15 protein-coding genes and 5 pseudogenes are annotated in these 15298 nt (G+C 68.4%); 7 read left to right on the top strand and 13 right to left on the bottom strand.

Going from position 1 to position 15298, the window contains the following annotated elements:
• Nucleotides 1-42: 42 nt before the first annotated feature.
• Nucleotides 43-384, bottom strand: a pseudogene (locus ACFVT5_RS41905) (transposase); the annotation flags it as partial.
• A gap of 456 nt (nucleotides 385-840) precedes the next feature.
• On the opposite strand from ACFVT5_RS41905, the gene ACFVT5_RS41910 reads away from it, so the two are divergent.
• Both ACFVT5_RS41910 and ACFVT5_RS41915 read left to right on the top strand, forming a co-directional pair.
• A complete protein-coding gene (locus ACFVT5_RS41910) occupies nucleotides 841-1842 on the top strand; it encodes a hypothetical protein (protein ID WP_389899422.1) in 1002 nt (333 codons plus the stop codon).
• Between the two features lie 50 nt (nucleotides 1843-1892).
• Nucleotides 1893-2064 (top strand): annotated as a pseudogene (locus ACFVT5_RS41915) (IS630 family transposase); the annotation flags it as partial.
• 92 nt (nucleotides 2065-2156) lie between these two features.
• Here the strand turns inward: ACFVT5_RS41915 and ACFVT5_RS41920 are convergent.
• Nucleotides 2157-2300 (bottom strand): annotated as a pseudogene (locus ACFVT5_RS41920) (IS701 family transposase); the annotation flags it as partial.
• Nucleotides 2301-2422: 122 nt separating this feature from the next.
• Here ACFVT5_RS41920 and ACFVT5_RS41925 point away from each other — a divergent pair.
• Entirely contained in the window at nucleotides 2423-3298 is an 876-nt protein-coding gene (locus tag ACFVT5_RS41925; RefSeq protein ID WP_389899423.1) for a GNAT family N-acetyltransferase, read from the top strand.
• Between the two features lie 431 nt (nucleotides 3299-3729).
• Here the strand turns inward: ACFVT5_RS41925 and ACFVT5_RS41930 are convergent, their stop codons facing one another.
• From ACFVT5_RS41930 to ACFVT5_RS41950, 5 genes and pseudogenes are all read right to left on the bottom strand, one after another.
• A complete protein-coding gene (locus tag ACFVT5_RS41930; RefSeq protein WP_389899425.1) occupies nucleotides 3730-4359 on the bottom strand; it encodes a DUF6461 domain-containing protein in 630 nt (209 codons plus the stop codon).
• A 132-nt stretch (nucleotides 4360-4491) separates the two neighbouring features.
• Nucleotides 4492-4722, bottom strand: a complete 231-nt coding sequence (locus tag ACFVT5_RS41935) for a hypothetical protein (RefSeq protein WP_389899427.1) — start codon at nucleotides 4720-4722, stop codon at nucleotides 4492-4494.
• Nucleotides 4723-4940: 218 nt separating this feature from the next.
• A pseudogene (locus tag ACFVT5_RS41940) lies at nucleotides 4941-5024 on the bottom strand (GNAT family N-acetyltransferase); the annotation flags it as partial.
• Between the two features lie 54 nt (nucleotides 5025-5078).
• Nucleotides 5079-5258 carry a hypothetical protein gene (locus ACFVT5_RS41945; protein ID WP_389899428.1) on the bottom strand — a complete coding sequence of 60 codons (180 nt, stop codon included), beginning with the start codon at nucleotides 5256-5258 and terminating at the stop codon, nucleotides 5079-5081.
• A 73-nt stretch (nucleotides 5259-5331) separates the two neighbouring features.
• Nucleotides 5332-6723, bottom strand: coding sequence for an MFS transporter (locus ACFVT5_RS41950; protein ID WP_389899429.1), 1392 nt, complete (start codon nucleotides 6721-6723; stop codon nucleotides 5332-5334).
• Nucleotides 6724-6828: 105 nt separating this feature from the next.
• Here ACFVT5_RS41950 and ACFVT5_RS41955 point away from each other — a divergent pair, with 105 nt between their 5' ends.
• A complete protein-coding gene (locus ACFVT5_RS41955) occupies nucleotides 6829-7470 on the top strand; it encodes a TetR/AcrR family transcriptional regulator (protein WP_389899430.1) in 642 nt (213 codons plus the stop codon).
• A 53-nt stretch (nucleotides 7471-7523) separates the two neighbouring features.
• Here the strand turns inward: ACFVT5_RS41955 and ACFVT5_RS41960 are convergent, their stop codons facing one another.
• Nucleotides 7524-7784, bottom strand: coding sequence for a hypothetical protein (locus tag ACFVT5_RS41960; protein WP_389899431.1), 261 nt, complete (start codon nucleotides 7782-7784; stop codon nucleotides 7524-7526).
• Nucleotides 7754-8212 (bottom strand): hypothetical protein, encoded by a 459-nt coding sequence (locus ACFVT5_RS41965; protein WP_389899432.1) that lies wholly within the window; start codon nucleotides 8210-8212, stop codon nucleotides 7754-7756. The genes ACFVT5_RS41960 and ACFVT5_RS41965 overlap by 31 nt, the downstream gene beginning before the upstream one ends.
• A 214-nt stretch (nucleotides 8213-8426) precedes the next feature.
• Here ACFVT5_RS41965 and ACFVT5_RS41970 point away from each other — a divergent pair, with 214 nt between their 5' ends.
• Together ACFVT5_RS41970 and ACFVT5_RS41975 are read left to right on the top strand one after the other, a co-directional pair.
• Nucleotides 8427-9458 (top strand): ISL3 family transposase, encoded by a 1032-nt coding sequence (locus ACFVT5_RS41970; protein ID WP_389899434.1) that lies wholly within the window; start codon nucleotides 8427-8429, stop codon nucleotides 9456-9458.
• 395 nt (nucleotides 9459-9853) lie between these two features.
• A complete protein-coding gene (locus ACFVT5_RS41975; RefSeq protein ID WP_389899435.1) occupies nucleotides 9854-10030 on the top strand; it encodes a hypothetical protein in 177 nt (58 codons plus the stop codon).
• Between the two features lie 61 nt (nucleotides 10031-10091).
• On the opposite strand, the gene ACFVT5_RS41980 is transcribed toward ACFVT5_RS41975, so the two are convergent.
• Together ACFVT5_RS41980 and ACFVT5_RS41985 are read right to left on the bottom strand one after the other, a co-directional pair.
• Nucleotides 10092-11309, bottom strand: a complete 1218-nt coding sequence (locus tag ACFVT5_RS41980; protein WP_389899473.1) for a CoA transferase — start codon at nucleotides 11307-11309, stop codon at nucleotides 10092-10094.
• Between the two features lie 345 nt (nucleotides 11310-11654).
• Nucleotides 11655-12568 (bottom strand): annotated as a pseudogene (locus ACFVT5_RS41985) (IS982 family transposase).
• Between the two features lie 70 nt (nucleotides 12569-12638).
• Here ACFVT5_RS41985 and ACFVT5_RS41990 point away from each other — a divergent pair.
• Complete coding sequence (locus ACFVT5_RS41990) at nucleotides 12639-13040, top strand: hypothetical protein (protein WP_389899436.1); 402 nt, start codon at nucleotides 12639-12641, stop codon at nucleotides 13038-13040.
• Nucleotides 13041-13155: 115 nt separating this feature from the next.
• On the opposite strand, the gene ACFVT5_RS41995 is transcribed toward ACFVT5_RS41990, so the two are convergent.
• Together ACFVT5_RS41995 and ACFVT5_RS42000 are read right to left on the bottom strand one after the other, a co-directional pair.
• Nucleotides 13156-14262 carry a hypothetical protein gene (locus tag ACFVT5_RS41995; RefSeq protein ID WP_389899438.1) on the bottom strand — a complete coding sequence of 369 codons (1107 nt, stop codon included), beginning with the start codon at nucleotides 14260-14262 and terminating at the stop codon, nucleotides 13156-13158.
• A gap of 157 nt (nucleotides 14263-14419) precedes the next feature.
• Nucleotides 14420-15235 carry a hypothetical protein gene (locus ACFVT5_RS42000; RefSeq protein WP_389899440.1) on the bottom strand — a complete coding sequence of 272 codons (816 nt, stop codon included), beginning with the start codon at nucleotides 15233-15235 and terminating at the stop codon, nucleotides 14420-14422.
• Nucleotides 15236-15298 lie beyond the last annotated feature (63 nt).

The following is a 15298-nucleotide window of genomic DNA, read 5'->3' on the forward strand; positions in this document are numbered from 1 at the left end:
CAGGCCCGGCGCGCACCCGCCGCCGTGCCGCCAGGTCCCCCGTTTCGACGCCCGCATGTTCAGCGAGTCGATCGCGCACCGCGACCAGTCAATGGCGCCGCGAGCGCCGAGCTCATCCAGGACCAGGCGGTGGAGCTTGCCCCACACCCGGGCCCGGCTCCACTCGGTGAACCGTCGATGTGCGGTCGGCCCGGACGGGCCGAAGCCTGCTGGCAGTTGGCGCCACGTACAGCCCGTCGTGGCCACCAACACGATGGCCGCCAGCACCTGCCGATCCCCATACCGGCGTCGGCCACCGCCTTGGGGCCGTACCGGAGCGGCCGGGACCACCCGCTGGAACAACTCCCACAGCCCATCCGGAACCAGCTGCTCCACCATCGCCATCACAACCGCCAGCCTATTGACCAGTCCAGTTGAGACGATCTCTCAAGGGAGGCGCGTTGTCGACGATCGGCCAACTGAGCGACCGGAGTATGGTGCCGCTGGTTTGTCAGTGGGCGGTCGTACGCTCAGTCCGTGAATATTGATGATCTTGAGTGGCAGTCACGGGGTCTCGGTGGATACCCGTCCGTGTTGGTCGACCTGCTGGTAGAGCAGGGGCACGTAGAGCTGCTGGTCCGGGCGGCTTCAAGGGGAGCGTGGTCCTGCGCGAGGGCGGCCGCTCGCGAGCTGTGCAATATAGCGGAGTTCGAGCGGGCTCTGGGCGTACTAAATCCGTTTGTCGAGCTTGGTCGGGAGCCAGCACGCTGGGCGGCTGCCGACGTCGTGCTGCAGGCGGGACGGGTGCAGCAGGCGCTGGACTGGGTCCGCCCGGACGATGTGGGGCTAGCTTCGGAGCACGTGTGCCGCGACTTTGCGGAGCTGCTGGTCAAAGCGGGGCAGGTGGATGAGGCGATCGCCGTCCTCACCCCGCATCTGGACCGGTCGTGGATGCTGTCCGTCCTCTTCGAGCTGACCGAGGGACAGAACCGGGACGAGCGGGTCCTCGAACTGCTCGCACCGAGGGCCGAGCGGGCCCGCAGCGCCCGCGGTGAGGAACGATGGAACCTCGAGGCCAGTAATGCGCAGGGCCTTCAGGCCCAGGTCCTGGAACGCGCGGGCCGCGTCGACGAGGCCGTCCGGGTACTTGGGATGGACATAGCTGCCGGCCGCTTCCTGGTCCAGAACACGCTCACCGCCTATGCCGAACTCCTCCAGCGCAACGGCCGCATGGACGAACTGCGCGAACTGGGCATGGGGGAACACGCGCACGTTGGCTTGCCGTACTACGCCAGGGCACTTGAGGACCACGGTCAGGCCGACGAGGCCGAGACCGTCCTGCGGCGTTTCATCGCGGCCGACGAGTGGGACCGCTTCCGCTGGCCATTGATCGAACTGCTGAGGCGCCAGGGCCGGATCGAGGAAGCCGTCGAGGTGGGACGACCCACGTTCGACCACCACGACGCTTGCCCTCTCGAAGGCGTCATCCACCTTCTTGCCGAAGCCGGGCGTTTCGATGACGCCCTGGCCATCCTCGACGAGCGCGATGCCGAGTACATCGACGAGCACCCGTCCTGGTTCCATACGAACCGGATAGGGCTACTGGGCGAGGCAGGCCGGTACGAGGAAGCCCTCGCCTACGCCACCGTGCTGCCGACGGACCTGTACGGACTGACGTCCAGCACGGCCTGGATCCTGGAGCAGTCGGGACGCGTCGAAGAGGCTCTCGGCCTGCTCCGCGCAGATGCCGAGGTGGAGGCGTGGGAGGCGGCCGCGCTCCTCGTCAGGCACGGACGTGCGGACGAAGCAATCGACAGCATGCCCTCCATCGCCGATCTCCGCGCAGCCAGTCGGTGGGGGTAGTCGACACCGTTCTGCTCTTGGACCTGGCGCAGTGGCGAGATCCTATGTGGATGTCAGAGCGTGTACAGGTTCGCGAAATCGATGACGATGAGGGCACGCGGTTACTGCGGATCATTCGCAGGGGCACCGGGTCGGTGGTGACCTGGCGGCGGGCCCAGATGGTGTTGCTGTCCGCGCAGGGGGGTGCCGGTAGCAAGGATCGCCGCGGTGTCGTTCACCAATAGGACTCCGTTAGGTCTGTCTTGATCTTGGCGTTGTGGGAGTCCTGCTGGGCAGGGGTTGGTGGCAGGTGGTGCAGATGCCGGTCCAGCACCTCAGAGTGTTCTGGAGGGTGTCGAGGACCTGATAGCGAGTGAGGCCGGCGCGAGGACTTTTGGGGACAGGCGCTGTTCGGTGAAATAGGCGTGGGCGGCGGTCACGAGGGTGACGTGGTGATGCCAGCCCTGCCAGGTGCGCCCGTACGGGGAGGTGAATCTCGACGTGGACGCTCGGTTGAATCTGACCCTCAGGTACGGTGCCCGGCCTCCGTGGCGCGGCCGCGGGTGCTGCACCGAGTCGATCGGATGCGGGATCATGAAGCATGCGTCCGGATGCCTGGCACCTCACCGAAGACATCGACGACTTCCTCGCCCGCGCCGGAGACTTTCTCCGCTCGCGCCCCGCTCTCCACAACACGCCGCTCACCACACTGGAAAAGTGGCGGACCCAACCGGGCGGGTTCACCCCAGGAGCCGTCCTCTTCGGCCGACTGGAGTCGGCGGGCGAGACCCAAGCGATCTTCTACCGCCCGCCGACCCGCCGGCTGACCCTCACCCCACTCTCCCTCGAGCGGGCCGACGCCCTCGCCGTCCATCTGACCGGCCTCGGCCACACCCTCGCAGGCGTCACCGCGGACCACGACACCGCCACCGCATTCGCCGAAGCCTGGCAGCGGCACACCGGCGCGACGCCCACACTCCGCGTCCGGATGCATCTCTACCGCCTCGGCATCCTCACTCCGCCGAACCCGCTCCCCGACGGCCACAGCCGCCCGGTGGGCGAGCAGGACCACGACCACCTCATGCGCTGGTGCCGTGGGCTCGCTGCCGACCTCGGCGAGACCGTCACCATCGACGCCGCCTCCTGGGCCAGCACCCGCTTCGCCGAGAAGAGCTACACCTTCTGGGAGACTCCCGACGGCACCCCCGTCTCCATGGCAGGCGTGAACCCGATGATCGCCGGCATGGTCCGGGTGGACCCCGTCTACACCCCAGCCCACCTCCGCGGACGCGGATACGCAGCCGCCGTCACCGCAGAGGTCAGCCGGGCCGCGCGCGCCACAGGCGCCACAGAGGTCGTGCTCTTCACGGACGCGGGCAACCCCACCAGCAATGCCCTCTACCAACGCCTCGGATTCCGCCGGATCACCGACTGGGCTCCGTACGACTTCGCCTACGCCACACCAGAAGCCAGCTAGGAAGCAGGAACGCGACCGGCACAGACAACACCACACCATCCCCGGACTTCGCACCCAGCCCCTGCCGGCCGGAATGTCGATGAAGCGGACGGCACTCTGCGGCGTCGGCCGGAGCCGTCCGCCGTCGGCATCAAGGCGGTTCAAAGACAACAACGTTGGCTACGGGGTTGGGTGACGCGGTGGTCCGGCTCCGCTGCCGACAGGCAGACCTCGGCCAGAGCCGCCTCCCGGACTCGTCGACATCGAGGCCCGGGCCCGGCCGGTGCCCTCCCCAAGGCACCGAGAAGTGACGCAAGCGCTCTATAAAGCACGGCCTGGGTGCGTGACGGAACGTAGACAGTCGCGGCTCGACGGCCTGGCCGAGGTCCTGAAGGGTGTGGCTGTGGCCACCGCGATGCCGGTGTTCGCCCCTTCCTGCAAGTACCTCTGCGCTACACCTGTCCTGCGATCAGCGCTGCGGGAAGCTGCCCGTGCAGCACCGGTTCCTTGGGCAGAGTGAGACGGAACCGTTCCTCAACGACGGTGAGGGACTTACGGTGTGCGGTGTCCCGGTCCGTCTCACCGGGGATGCCCGCGGTCTCGACGTCGCCGCGGATCAGATCGGGGCGCGGCCCGCTGATCTCCAGTGACCAGGCCATGAACATGTCGAATCCACACATGTACTGCCCGTCATGGAAATAGGTGAAGACGGGCGGGGGCAGCTTCGGGTTCTCCTTCTCCCAGTACAGCTGGAATACGTCCGCTCCCCCGTCGGAGAGGCCGTCGGTGTATCCGGGGCCCATCCGGCCAGGCCAGTTGTCGCCGTGCGCTACCGCGAAGGCCAGCCCGCCGGCCTCCCCGTACCGCACCGCGATGCTGTCGCTGGTGCCTCGCTCCCGGTCCCGCCGAGCCAGGCGTGCCTCCACCTCAGCGGCGGTGTGTTCGCCCAGAGGGGCGGGCGCCTGATCGCCTGCAAGGCGGGTGACCAGCTGCTCCGGGGGCAGTCCGCGGGCGACGGTGATGCAGTAGCCGAGCCAGGACAGGTCAGTGCGGGCGATCCACGCGATGCCGTCGTCGTTCATCTTCTTCCTCCAGCGGATGCCGGGGGGCGGCGCGCCTGGCGTCGACCCCCGGCCGGTGCTACCGGACTTCTACCTGATGTCGCACTTCACGACGGCCTGGGAGGCGTCGCAGTTTCTCGAAGCCGGGCGTCTTCACAACAGATCCTCATCCAGCAGCCGAAGCTGCTTGGCGAAGGTCGAAAAACGGCTCATCGAGGTGGAGTTCACCCAACCCGACATCGTGGAACGGCCGCACACCTCCTTGAACGTCGGTGCGGCCCGGCGGTCATCGTCGAAGAGGTGCCAGTTGCCGCTCGACGTAAGCTTCCTGGAGAACGTCTGCAGGCACTGGTCTCCCGAGGCCACCGGGTTGGTGCCCTCCATGTCCGCCGGCATGCCACCGCTGTTGTACGTGGAGGCGAAGGCCAACTCGTCACAGGACAGTGTGTCGGACTCCGAGATGTCCGTGACCGTCGTGGCGGACTGATGGTCGGACTTCGCGGCCCACCCGTCGGGGCAGATCACCCTGCGGTTGGCGTCGGGGTCACGGCCCTACTTGTTGCGCTCGCCATGCGCGCCCGTGGTGCCGCGCCGGTCCGGTTGCCGGCGTCGGTGCGCAGGCGGCGGAAGACCTCGACGGAGGGCACCCCCTCCCTCAACTCGTACGGGTCCTTCACGCTGTCCACTTCCGATCGTGCGATGGGTGCGGGCCCGGTCTGATGCGGTGCTCGGCTCATTGGTCAGTGTCCTGCTTCGGCATGATCTCGGTGGTCGCTGAGCTGTGCTTCGAACCAGCCGTGCAGGGCATCGACCAGGGCGGGCTCGTCGGTGGTGCAGGTGAGGGTGGCCCCGTCGGACCGCTCCTTGTAGCGGACTTCGATGCGCTCGTAGCCGTCCTGAAGTTCCGCACGTCCCGGCATGCCGCAGGCGTAGCCGTTCGGCTTCGCCTCCGCGGCCCGCCCCTTACCGGGCCCTTAGGCGTGCGGCCTGGGTCTACTGCTGCTTGGCGGGGATCAGCCACCAGACGATGACGGCGGAGACCGCGGCCAGACCCGTGGCGACGAGGAACGCGTCGTCGAAGCCGGAAGCGGTCGCGTCTCGGGCGGCGATGCTCGTGGCAGCGGCACTGGAGACGGCCGCCGCCCCGACGGAGGCACCGAACTCGTGGAAGGTGCTCACGATCCCCGACGTCACCCCGGCCTCATGGGGAGCGACGCTGGCGAGCGCGGAGGCGGAGGCGACGACAAACAGGGCCCCCAGACCCGCCGCGGCCACGCTCACCCCCGTGACCATCGCGGTCGTTCCCGACCACAGCACCGGTACGAGGAATCCGGCGGCTGCCACCGCCAGCGCGACCACTGCCAGCAGCCGAGCTCCCAGACGACCGATCACACGACCGGCGGCCGCGGCGGCCACCATGGTCAGCAGCGCGACCGGCAGGAACAGCACACCGGTTATCAGGGCACCGTGGCCCTGCAGGTTCTGGAGGTAGAAGGAGCCGAGGAAGAAGGCCCCCACCATCAGCGCCGTGGTCACAGCGATCACGAAGATGCCCGCCACCACCGGCCGCCGGGTAAGCAGCCGCAGGTCCATGAGCGGCGCCGCCGCCCGGTGCTGCCAGAGAGCGAAAGCCGCGTAGACGACTGCCGCAGCGACGGCCAGGGCCACGGTGACGAGGTCGAGCCAGCCGTGGTCGCCCGCACGGATCAGGGCGTAGATGAGGGCGCCGGTCGCGACGGCGACCAGGAGGGTGCCGGGTATGTCGAGGGAGCCGGTGGCCGCGCGGGGCAGGCGGGGCAGGATCCGGGCGAGTGCGACGAGGACGGCCAGGCCGATGGGGACGTTGACGAAGAAGACCCAGGCCCAGCCCGGACCTGCTGTGATCAGCCCGCCCAGCAGCACGCCGAGGGCGGCACCCCCGCCGCCGAGCGCCGACCAGATGCCCAGCGCGCGGTTGCGTTCGTCGCCGTCGAACAGCCGCACCACCACCGACAGCGCAGCGGGCGAGATCATCGCGGCACCCGCCCCCTGGGCGATACGGGCGCCGAGCAGCAGCGGGGCGCCAGTGGCAAGCCCGGCGGCCAGTGACGCGGCGGTGAACACGACGAGCCCGGCCAGGACGACATGCTTAGGACCGAACAGGTCCGCGGCCCGGCCGCCCAGCAGCATCAGGCTCCCGAACGTCAGGGCGTATCCGCTGACCACCCAGGTCAGCGCCGCGCGGTCCAGGTCCAGTTCGGCACCCATGTCCGGCAGGGCGATCGCGACCACGGTGATGTCGAGGATCAGCATCAGCTGGGCCAGCCCCAGCAGTCCCAGGGCCGTCCAGCGCAGCGGATGCGGCGCATCCTGCGCGCGGCTGGTGGTGGTTCCTGTGTCGCTCATGACGCTCACTCCTCATAACTAAGTCGAACAGTAGTGTTCACGTTATACGCCCCGGGGGTATAAACCAAACAGTGCTGTACGACTTACCGGGGTAGGATGGGCGCCATGGGCAGCAAGAACTCCACGGCTACCAAGCGCGCCGACGCGCTGCGCAGCATCGAGGCGATCGTGCAGGCCGCCGCCGAATGCCTCGGGCAGAACCCGGAGGCGAACCTCAGCGAGATCGCCCGGGCTGCGGGCGTGGGCCGGGTGACGCTGTATGCGCACTTCGCCTCACGGACGGAGGTCGTGGACGCGGCGATGAGCCGCGCCATCGACCGGGGCAACGAAGTCCTGGACACCATCAACCTCACCGGTGACCCGCGGCTCGCCCTGACCCGGTACATCGAGGCCGGCTGGCACCTGGTGGACCAGGCACGGGCGCTGCTCGCCGCCGCGCAACGGGAACTGTCCGCCGGGCGCATCCTCGAACTGCACGCCGGGCCCGCCGCCCGGGTCGAGGCGCTGGTCGCCCGCGGCCGCGCCGAGGGAGCCTTCCGCACGGACCTGCCGACCGCCTGGATGGTCAACGTCCTGCACGCGGTCATGCACAGCGCGGCAGAGGAGATCCGCGCCGGCCGCCTCACCTCTGACCGGGCCGCCGCCCACATCACCGCCACGGTGCTTGCCGCCTTCACCCCGCCGGGCACACCAGTGCCCGAGACCGACGGCGCGGACGCCTCGTCACCGGCGCCGAAGGAGCCGTGATCTGCCAGGAGTCCTCGGTCCCTCCGCGGTGCGGCGACCTTTCGCGTGGGCGGTCAGGCGGTGAAGAGCAGCGTCTCGTGCGGGGTGAGGCCGCCGCGCGGCGCTCGGCCTCGGAGGCATGCGGCATCGCCGCGTCGACGGCGGGCCGCGACCGCACGGCGCTGGTCGCGGCGGTCGTCCTGCTTCTCCGCGCAGCGCGAGCAGTCCTGCCCGGAGTCGAGCAGCACCCGGTCGTCGCACCGCACGTCGCCGCACCGCTGACGCTGCGGCAGGGCCAGACCGATCAGCCAGCCCACCGGGCCTTTGACCGGCACGGCCAGCCGCATCTGGTCCTATAGGCGCCGGGCGACCCGGTCGGCGAGGACCTGCGGCGCATCTGTACGGCCGGCGCGACCCGGCCCCGGGACCGGACACGGCCGACGACGCCCTGGCCGAACTCCTCACCGCCATCGCCCGCCGCCAGCACGAACACCGCGAACGCACCGCCGAACGCCTCACCGCCGTCCTGGAAACCGGCCTGCTCTCCGGTGAACTCGCCGAACTCGCCCTGTACTACCGGGCCAAAGCCCACAAGGACCTCGGCCGCACCGACACAGCACTCGACAACTACCGCCAGGTCGCCGACGCCGACGGGCGGCTCACCCCGCGCGCCCGCCGCGGCCTGGCCAACCTCGCCCGCATCCGCGGCGACTTCCCCACCGCCCTCGCCGCCGTCCCCACCCTCGGCTGGAAAGGCCGCCACCCCGCGTCCTGGGCCACATCAAGTGGCCCCACGGCGACATGGACCATGCCTGGCTTAATTCACGAGATTGGACAGCAGATGTGGACCACTTTGGGTTCTGGATCAATTTCTGTGGGTCGGCCACTCTGCGTGACGGTTGACTTTGCGGACGGCTCTCGGGAGGTCGCCCGAAAACAGCCGTGGGCACTCCTGTCGTGGCTGACAGTTCTCGGCTGTGAACGAGGTCTTGCTCCGCCTGGAGGAGTTGCTGTTCCTGTCGGCTCCAGAGGTTGCCGTGGTGTCGGTGAATGAAGATGACGAGGCGACGATTCGTATTGGCGTCAGTTGTCGTGCAGCCGGAGCCGTGTGCCCGGGGTGTGGAGCTTGGTCAAGCCGGGTGCACGGTTCCTATCAGCGGTTTCCTGCTGATCTGCCGTGCGCGGGGCGCCGTGTTGTGCTGTGCCTGCATGTCCGTCGGTTCACCTGCGTGGATGCTTTGTGCAACCGGCGGACGTTCGCCGAACAGGTCCCGGGGCTGACGCGTCGCCACAGCCGGTGGACCGAGCGGCTGAGGTCGGCCCTGGCCGAGGTGGGCCTGGCGCTCGCCGGCCGGGCTGGTGCCCGCATCGCGGATGTCTTCGGGATCTCGGTCAGCCACAGCACGGTGCTGCGGCTGGTCGAGGCCCTTCCGGATCCGCGACCAAGGACTCCGCGGGTGCTTGGCGTCGACGAATACGCGATGCGAAAGGGCCGGGTATACGGGACCGTGCTGGTCGACGTCGAGACCGGCCGGCCAGTGGACCTGCTGCCGGACCGCGAATCGGCGACGCTCGCAGCCTGGCTCAGCAAACGCCCTGGGATCGAGGTGATCTGCCGCGAACGTGCCCCTTTCTTCGCCGAAGGCGCCAGAACCGGGGCACCGACCGCCGCCCTCCAGGTCGCCGACCGATTTCACCTCTGGCACAACCTCGGTGAGGCCGCGGAGCGGTGCGTGTCGCGGCATCGGGCCTGCCTGCGGGTACCGTTCACCCTGCCACGCCAGGAGTCCGCCAAGGCTCCTCAGGCAGCCGATGGGTCGACGACGTCACCGTGGCCCACGGGGCACCGGTTCGCCGACCGCACCCGTGAGAAGCACGCAATCGTGCACGCGCTGCTGGCCGAGGGCCACAGCAGGCGAGCCATCGGCCGCCAGCTCCACATGACTCACCGGACGGTCAAACGCCTCGCCGACGCCGCTGCCCCAGAGGAGCTCTTTCATGGGCAGTAGCAGAACCGGCCTACGAAACTCGACGACTTCAAGCCGTACCTGCACGAACCGTGGGCCGAGGGATGCATGAACGCGTGGACGCTCTGGGAGGAGATCAAGGAGCATGGATATGCTGGTGGCTACGGAACCGTACGCGCATATCTTCGCTCCTTCCGTGGACCGACGCCGACGGGCACGCGGCCACCCACACCTCGGACGGTCAACAGGTGGATCCTCACTCACCCGGATTCCCTCCCGGAGACTGAACGGCTCAAACTCAAGTCCGTCCTGGTGCACTGCCCTGAACTGGAGGCTCTGACCAGGCATGTCCGTACTTTCGCTCAGATGCTCACTCAGCTCCAGGGCAGTCGACTCCGCGAATGGATGGCGGCGGTCCGCGCGGACGATTGCCCAGCATGCACACCTTCATCAACGGCCTCGAACGTGATCTCGACGCCGTCATCGCGGGTCTCATCCTGCCCTGGAACTCGGGGATCGTCGAAGGCCATGTCAACCGGATCAAAATGATCAAGCGTCAAATGTACGGCCGAGCTGGCTTCTCACTCCTCCGGAAACGGGTCCTCCTGGCGTGAAGGGGGTCAGCCAGGGAGAGACCAAAAGCCACAACGGCTCGGCCGTGCCCCTCGCTTCCGTTCAAGCCCAGTTCGGCAGATCGGTACCCCACTGGGTAGGTGCACGGTTCCAGTTCGCGGGTGCGCCGTCATAGTGGACCGGAGGCAGAACATGACGCAGCAGACCGTAGGGCGATTCGGTCTCGGTGAGCCAGGATCCGGGGTCGTAGAGGTCGGCTTCGCCCTGGGCGGGGGTGGAGCGGATGTCATGCAGCAGCCAGGACGCCGTGCCTGCCAGGGAGAGCCGAAGATGCCGCCCGCCGCCGGTGGCCTGGCGGTCGCTCAGCGCACGTAGGACGGCGGCGGCGAGCAGATACCCGGTTCCGTGGTCCAACGCCTGCGCGGGCAGTACACCGGGGTGGCCGTCGGCCGTGGCCTCGATCGCGGCGATACCGGTACCGGCTTGAACCAGGCTGTCGAAGCCACGGCGTTCGGCCCAGGGGCCGGACCAGCCCCAGGCGCACAGTTGGGCGACGATCAGGCCGGCATGCCGGGCCAGGAGCGCGTCGGGTGTCAGTCCGTGCCGGTCCAGGGAACCGGGGCGGTAGCCGGTCACCACGACATCTGCCTGGCTGAGCAGGCCCTCGAAGGCGTGCCGGTCGCCAGGGCCGGTGAGGTCCAGCAGGGTGGAGCGTTTCCCCATGCCGGTGTCAGCGTGGGCATCTGCGTCCTCCGCGAGTTGCGGGGCGTCCACGCGCAACACATCGGCGCCCAGCAACGCCAGTGTGCGTGTGGCGACGGGACCGGCGATGACGCGCGTCAGGTCCAGCACCCGCACTCCTTGGGCCGGCACGGATGCGGGCGCCAGCAGCCGGGGGCTGCCCCGACCCACGCGCCGCGTCTCGACCAGAGCGGGTCCGGCTGGAGCGGGTGCGGAAGCCACCGCCACGGTCAGGCCGCCTCCCGCGTAGACGGTCTCCTGGACCTCCCGAGCCGGACGCGATGCCAGCTCCTTCGCGAGCACACCCACCAACGCCTGGTCCTGTCCCGTGTCCGCGATACCCAGGGCGCTGAGCAGACGGGCACGGTGGTGCGGGTAGTTGGCATGGGTGCGCACCCATCCGTCGGCTGCCTGCCAGAACCCAGACAGCGGAGCGAACGACGTCGGCGCCCGGCCGTCGATCCGCAGGTGGCGTTCACTGACGAACGCGGTGGCCACCGCCGCCTCGTTCACCCGCACCGCCGGCACCGGCACGCGGTTGCGCAGCGCCAACAGTTCCGCCGCCGCCAGCGAAGACACTCCCACGCAGGCCCGCGCCAATTCCCTCACCGGCAAACGCGAAGGCAGGACAGCGCCCGCCCCCTCAAAGCACACCCTCTGAACCAGTTGGCCCCGGCCCCCCAGAGCCGCCCAGGCGTGTACGGCGGCCGCGTCCTCGGTGTACGTCATCCGCTCATTGTGCGGCGCAACCCAGGATGAGTCCCCAGCGGGCTGTTGTGGCTTTCGCCCTCACCTTGGCTGACACCCGGAAGGATCACGAAACGTAATCGACCACAGAAATTGATCCAGAACCCCACATTTTGGGAGGCGCGAGAGTCTGGCGCTGTTCGATTGCCAGACGGCTAGATGATCTAGTCCAAGGGGTCAGTGATCGTAAGCGATCAGTGAGCGTAGGACGGTTTGTCCGGTGGCGTCGTTGTGCCAGATCGCGGCGGTCAGCGCGAGGATGCGTTGCATGACGCGGGCTATGACACCTCCGGGTGTGCGCCCTCGGTGCCGTTCGAGGTCAAGCTGTCCCTTGAAGGTCTCGTTGATCGATTCAACGACCTGTCGCAGCGGCTTGGACAGGGCTGCGCCAGGCCGTACCCATTCACCTTTACGGGCAGGCCGCAGCAACTGGACTCCATGCTCGGACAGTTCGCGTTCGAAACCACGGCCGAAGTAGTTCTTGTCGCCGATGAGAGTCTGTCGGGGGCGCTCTCGCAGAAGCTCGCATTCGGCTGCCAGGAGGTCAAGGAGGTCTCGCGTTCGTCGGCCTTGGCTCCGGCCAGGGCGAAGGCGATGGGCAGGCCCTGAAGGGTGCAGACCAGGTGCAGGCGCAGGCCCCAGAAGAAGCGGCTGTGGCTGGCGCGGTAGCCGTATTCGGCCCAGCCTGCCAGGTCGGAGCGCTCGACGGTCTCGCGGGAGCGGCCGCATTCCACCGGGGTGGAGTCCACGACCCATACGTTGTCGCTCCACACCGAGGTGGTGGCGGCCAGGATCCGGTTGACGCTTCGCATCAGACCGGCGGCCTTGCGCAGCCGCTTGTTGTAGCCGGGCTGCTGGGGCAGATAGGGGAAGAGGTGGCGCAGGTGGGCACGGGCATGGCGGAGCCATTTGGCCTCGGAGGTGTAGCCGGGTATGGCCTGCATCGTGGCGAGGGTGACCAGTTCGGCATCGCTCAGGCGGGGCGTAATGCCGACCGGCGGGCGCCACGGCGCCAGCCCAGGATGCTCCTTCAGCATGTCGTCGGTCGTCGCATAGAGTGCTGTCGCGAGGGTGTCCACGTCGTTCGTCACAAAACGATCTTGGACACCCTCGTTCTCGTCTCCGCAGGCACCCCTTGGACCACACCGCCAGGAGGAACCAGTGTCGGACCCGCAACTGCTCACCCCCGAGGAGAGGCTCGCCGACGCGAAGAAGCTGTTGAGCCTCCCGCGTATCGTCGTGATCTGCGGCTCCACCCGCTTCATGACCGAGATGAACGAGGCCGATCTGCGGCAGACCAAAGCCGGAAATATTGTCGTCAAACCGGGCTGTGACATGAAGTCGCCGCACGAACTTTGGTCCGATCCTGTCGAGGCCGAGGCGCTGAAGGTTCGACTCGACGATCTGCACCGGGCGAAGATCCGGCTCGCTGATGAGGTGCTCGTAGTCGGCGACTACATCGGAGACAGCACCCGAGCCGAAATCGCCTACGCCCGGTCGCTGGGCAAGCCCGTGCGGTTCACGCACCCCGAAGTCGACCCCGAAGTCGACCCCGACGCCTGACCACCCGCCGCCACCTCGACAACCAGAGCCGGCAGCCCGCCGCCTGACCGTCTCGCGGTGGCTTCGGCCGCCGCCCACCCCACACCCTCCGCGGGCATCCCTTGGAATTGATCATCTAGAAGAGGTCGGCCGAGGTGCCCTGCGTGAGGTTCTCGAGGGTCGTGCGCAGCCACGGGCTGCGAACTGCCGATAGCCGGACCAAGGTGTGCTGGAACGTTCCCCGGTCGGCCCGGAACAGGCAGTTGGGAAGCAGCGGGAGGGGGTCGTCTCGTAGGACGTCTTGGGGTATGCGGCCCGACGCGGGAACCGGCAAGTACGGCTGGGGAGAGACCAGCCACAGCCACACCCCCAGCGGCAGGGGCACCAGGTATGCCGACGCAGTCGGGCCGGCGGGGGTCCAGGTCTGACCCGTCTGGGGATGGACCGGTACGAGGAGGATGTCGACGCCCGGGTCCGGGGAGGGCCGTCCCGGTCCAGCCAGGACGGCGCGCCGTTTCGGGGGGCCTGCGGGCAGCAGGGCGTCGAGCGAGCGTTGGAACACCTCCGCGGTCAGACCGCCCGGCATCTTCACCGGCTGCCCTTGGGAGGCGACCAGCAGGTGGGCGAGCGCCCGGCCGGCTGCCGCCTCCCACTGCGGGCTCCACGACCAGTAGTGGTTCGATCCCAACCGTCCTCCCCACGTGGCAATCGGCTCGAACGGGGGCGATTTCTCCCCCTTCTCTGCCAGCTCCGCCCAGGAGAGAGGCGCAGAGTGGATACCGTCAACGGGCACGCGGTGCACGGCGTCCGAGCAGAGCCGCACTGCCTGCCAGAGCGAGCAGTCGTCGACCCTCGTCGCCACGGGGAGGTCGCATGCCTCGCAGGCCATGTTGGGCCCGTCGGCTCCGCCGAGGCCACAGCAGGCACCGCCGCGCTTCTCAGGAATCAGCCGGGTTCCACGGATATCACCGGGCGCGATGACACTCGCCCCGGGCGTACTGTCGGACAGGGCGTGGACCGGCGCGTAGATGCCGCGTGCCTCCGCCTCGTCCGGATCGATCTCGTCCCACATCCGCCACGGCCCTCCCCAGGGGTCCGGGTCCACGGCAAACGTGCCTGACCGCATGAGCACCGGCAGCTGCGCCCCGTTCCCGTACGTCTGACGGGCGTGGACTGGCAGTGAGACCTGGGACAGCGGGGTGGTCAACTCGGCGCCGCATCCCGCACATACGAAAACGAACAAATGTCCTCCACCTGGGAAACAGACGCATCTTCGCAGCTCGCCGGCAGCCAGCCAACATTTTTTCTCATCCATTGCGGGAATGGCAGCTGCCACCGTCGTGGAGTATCAACGCAACGCGGGCAAGTGCCAGTTGCCGCTTCTGACTGCGGCAAGCGACTCACTCAGTGTTCGAATTCCCGGTGTGCTGCGGCGCCTTCCAAAGTGGTGAACATCTGCTGCCCATTCTCGTAAACGAAGCCACCATGCCCTCACCGCCTTCGAGGACGCGCGGGCCGAAGCCGAACAGCACGACGCCCCGGGCGAACAGGCCATCGCCCAGACCCACATCGCCCTGGTAACCGCCTTCACCGACCCAGCCCGCGCCGACGACGAACTCGCCCTCGCCCACCAACTCCTCGACCAGCGCCACCACCCTCCTCGCCGACATCGCCGCCCTCGTACACGACACCGGCACCAACCACGACGTCACCGGCCGCGCCACCGTCCTGCGCACCGAGATCACCGTCACCGGACTCCCGTGGCTCAGCCCGCTCCTGGAGACCGCCCTCGCCTTCCACCACGCCGTACGCGGCACCGAAGACGACCTGACCGCCAGTTCGAGGAAGCCTTCGTTCACGGCCCCGACCCGCTCCACCTCGCCGAGGTCTTTGGCTTGCGTGAGAAGACCGCGATCCGATATGCGAACGCCGCACCGCGCTCTTCTGTCGCGGGACGCCCTCGCGACTTCACCGCGAACCCACGGCCCAGTCCCTGGAATCCAGGGCACCCGACCATCGGGTGCCTGCTGAAAACCTTTCAGTTCTCGCGAACTCGCTGAGAGATAACCGGGGTTGAGGAACACCCGGATCGGATCGTGTGCTGAAGCCGGATCGCCGTCGGTCGTCACCCGACGGGCCGTCGGCGGTCGGACGAACCGGAAGTCCTCCCTCTCCAACAGGGCCGAAAACCGGGGCGCGGCGAGATCCCTTGCCATGTGATGATCCTTCCGGCGCGCCGGGGCTGCCGACGCGTCAGTCGCGTTACCACACCCTTGGGG

Source organism: Streptomyces sp. NPDC058001, assembly GCF_042886315.1.
Taxonomy (GTDB): Bacteria; Actinomycetota; Actinomycetes; order Streptomycetales; family Streptomycetaceae; genus Streptomyces.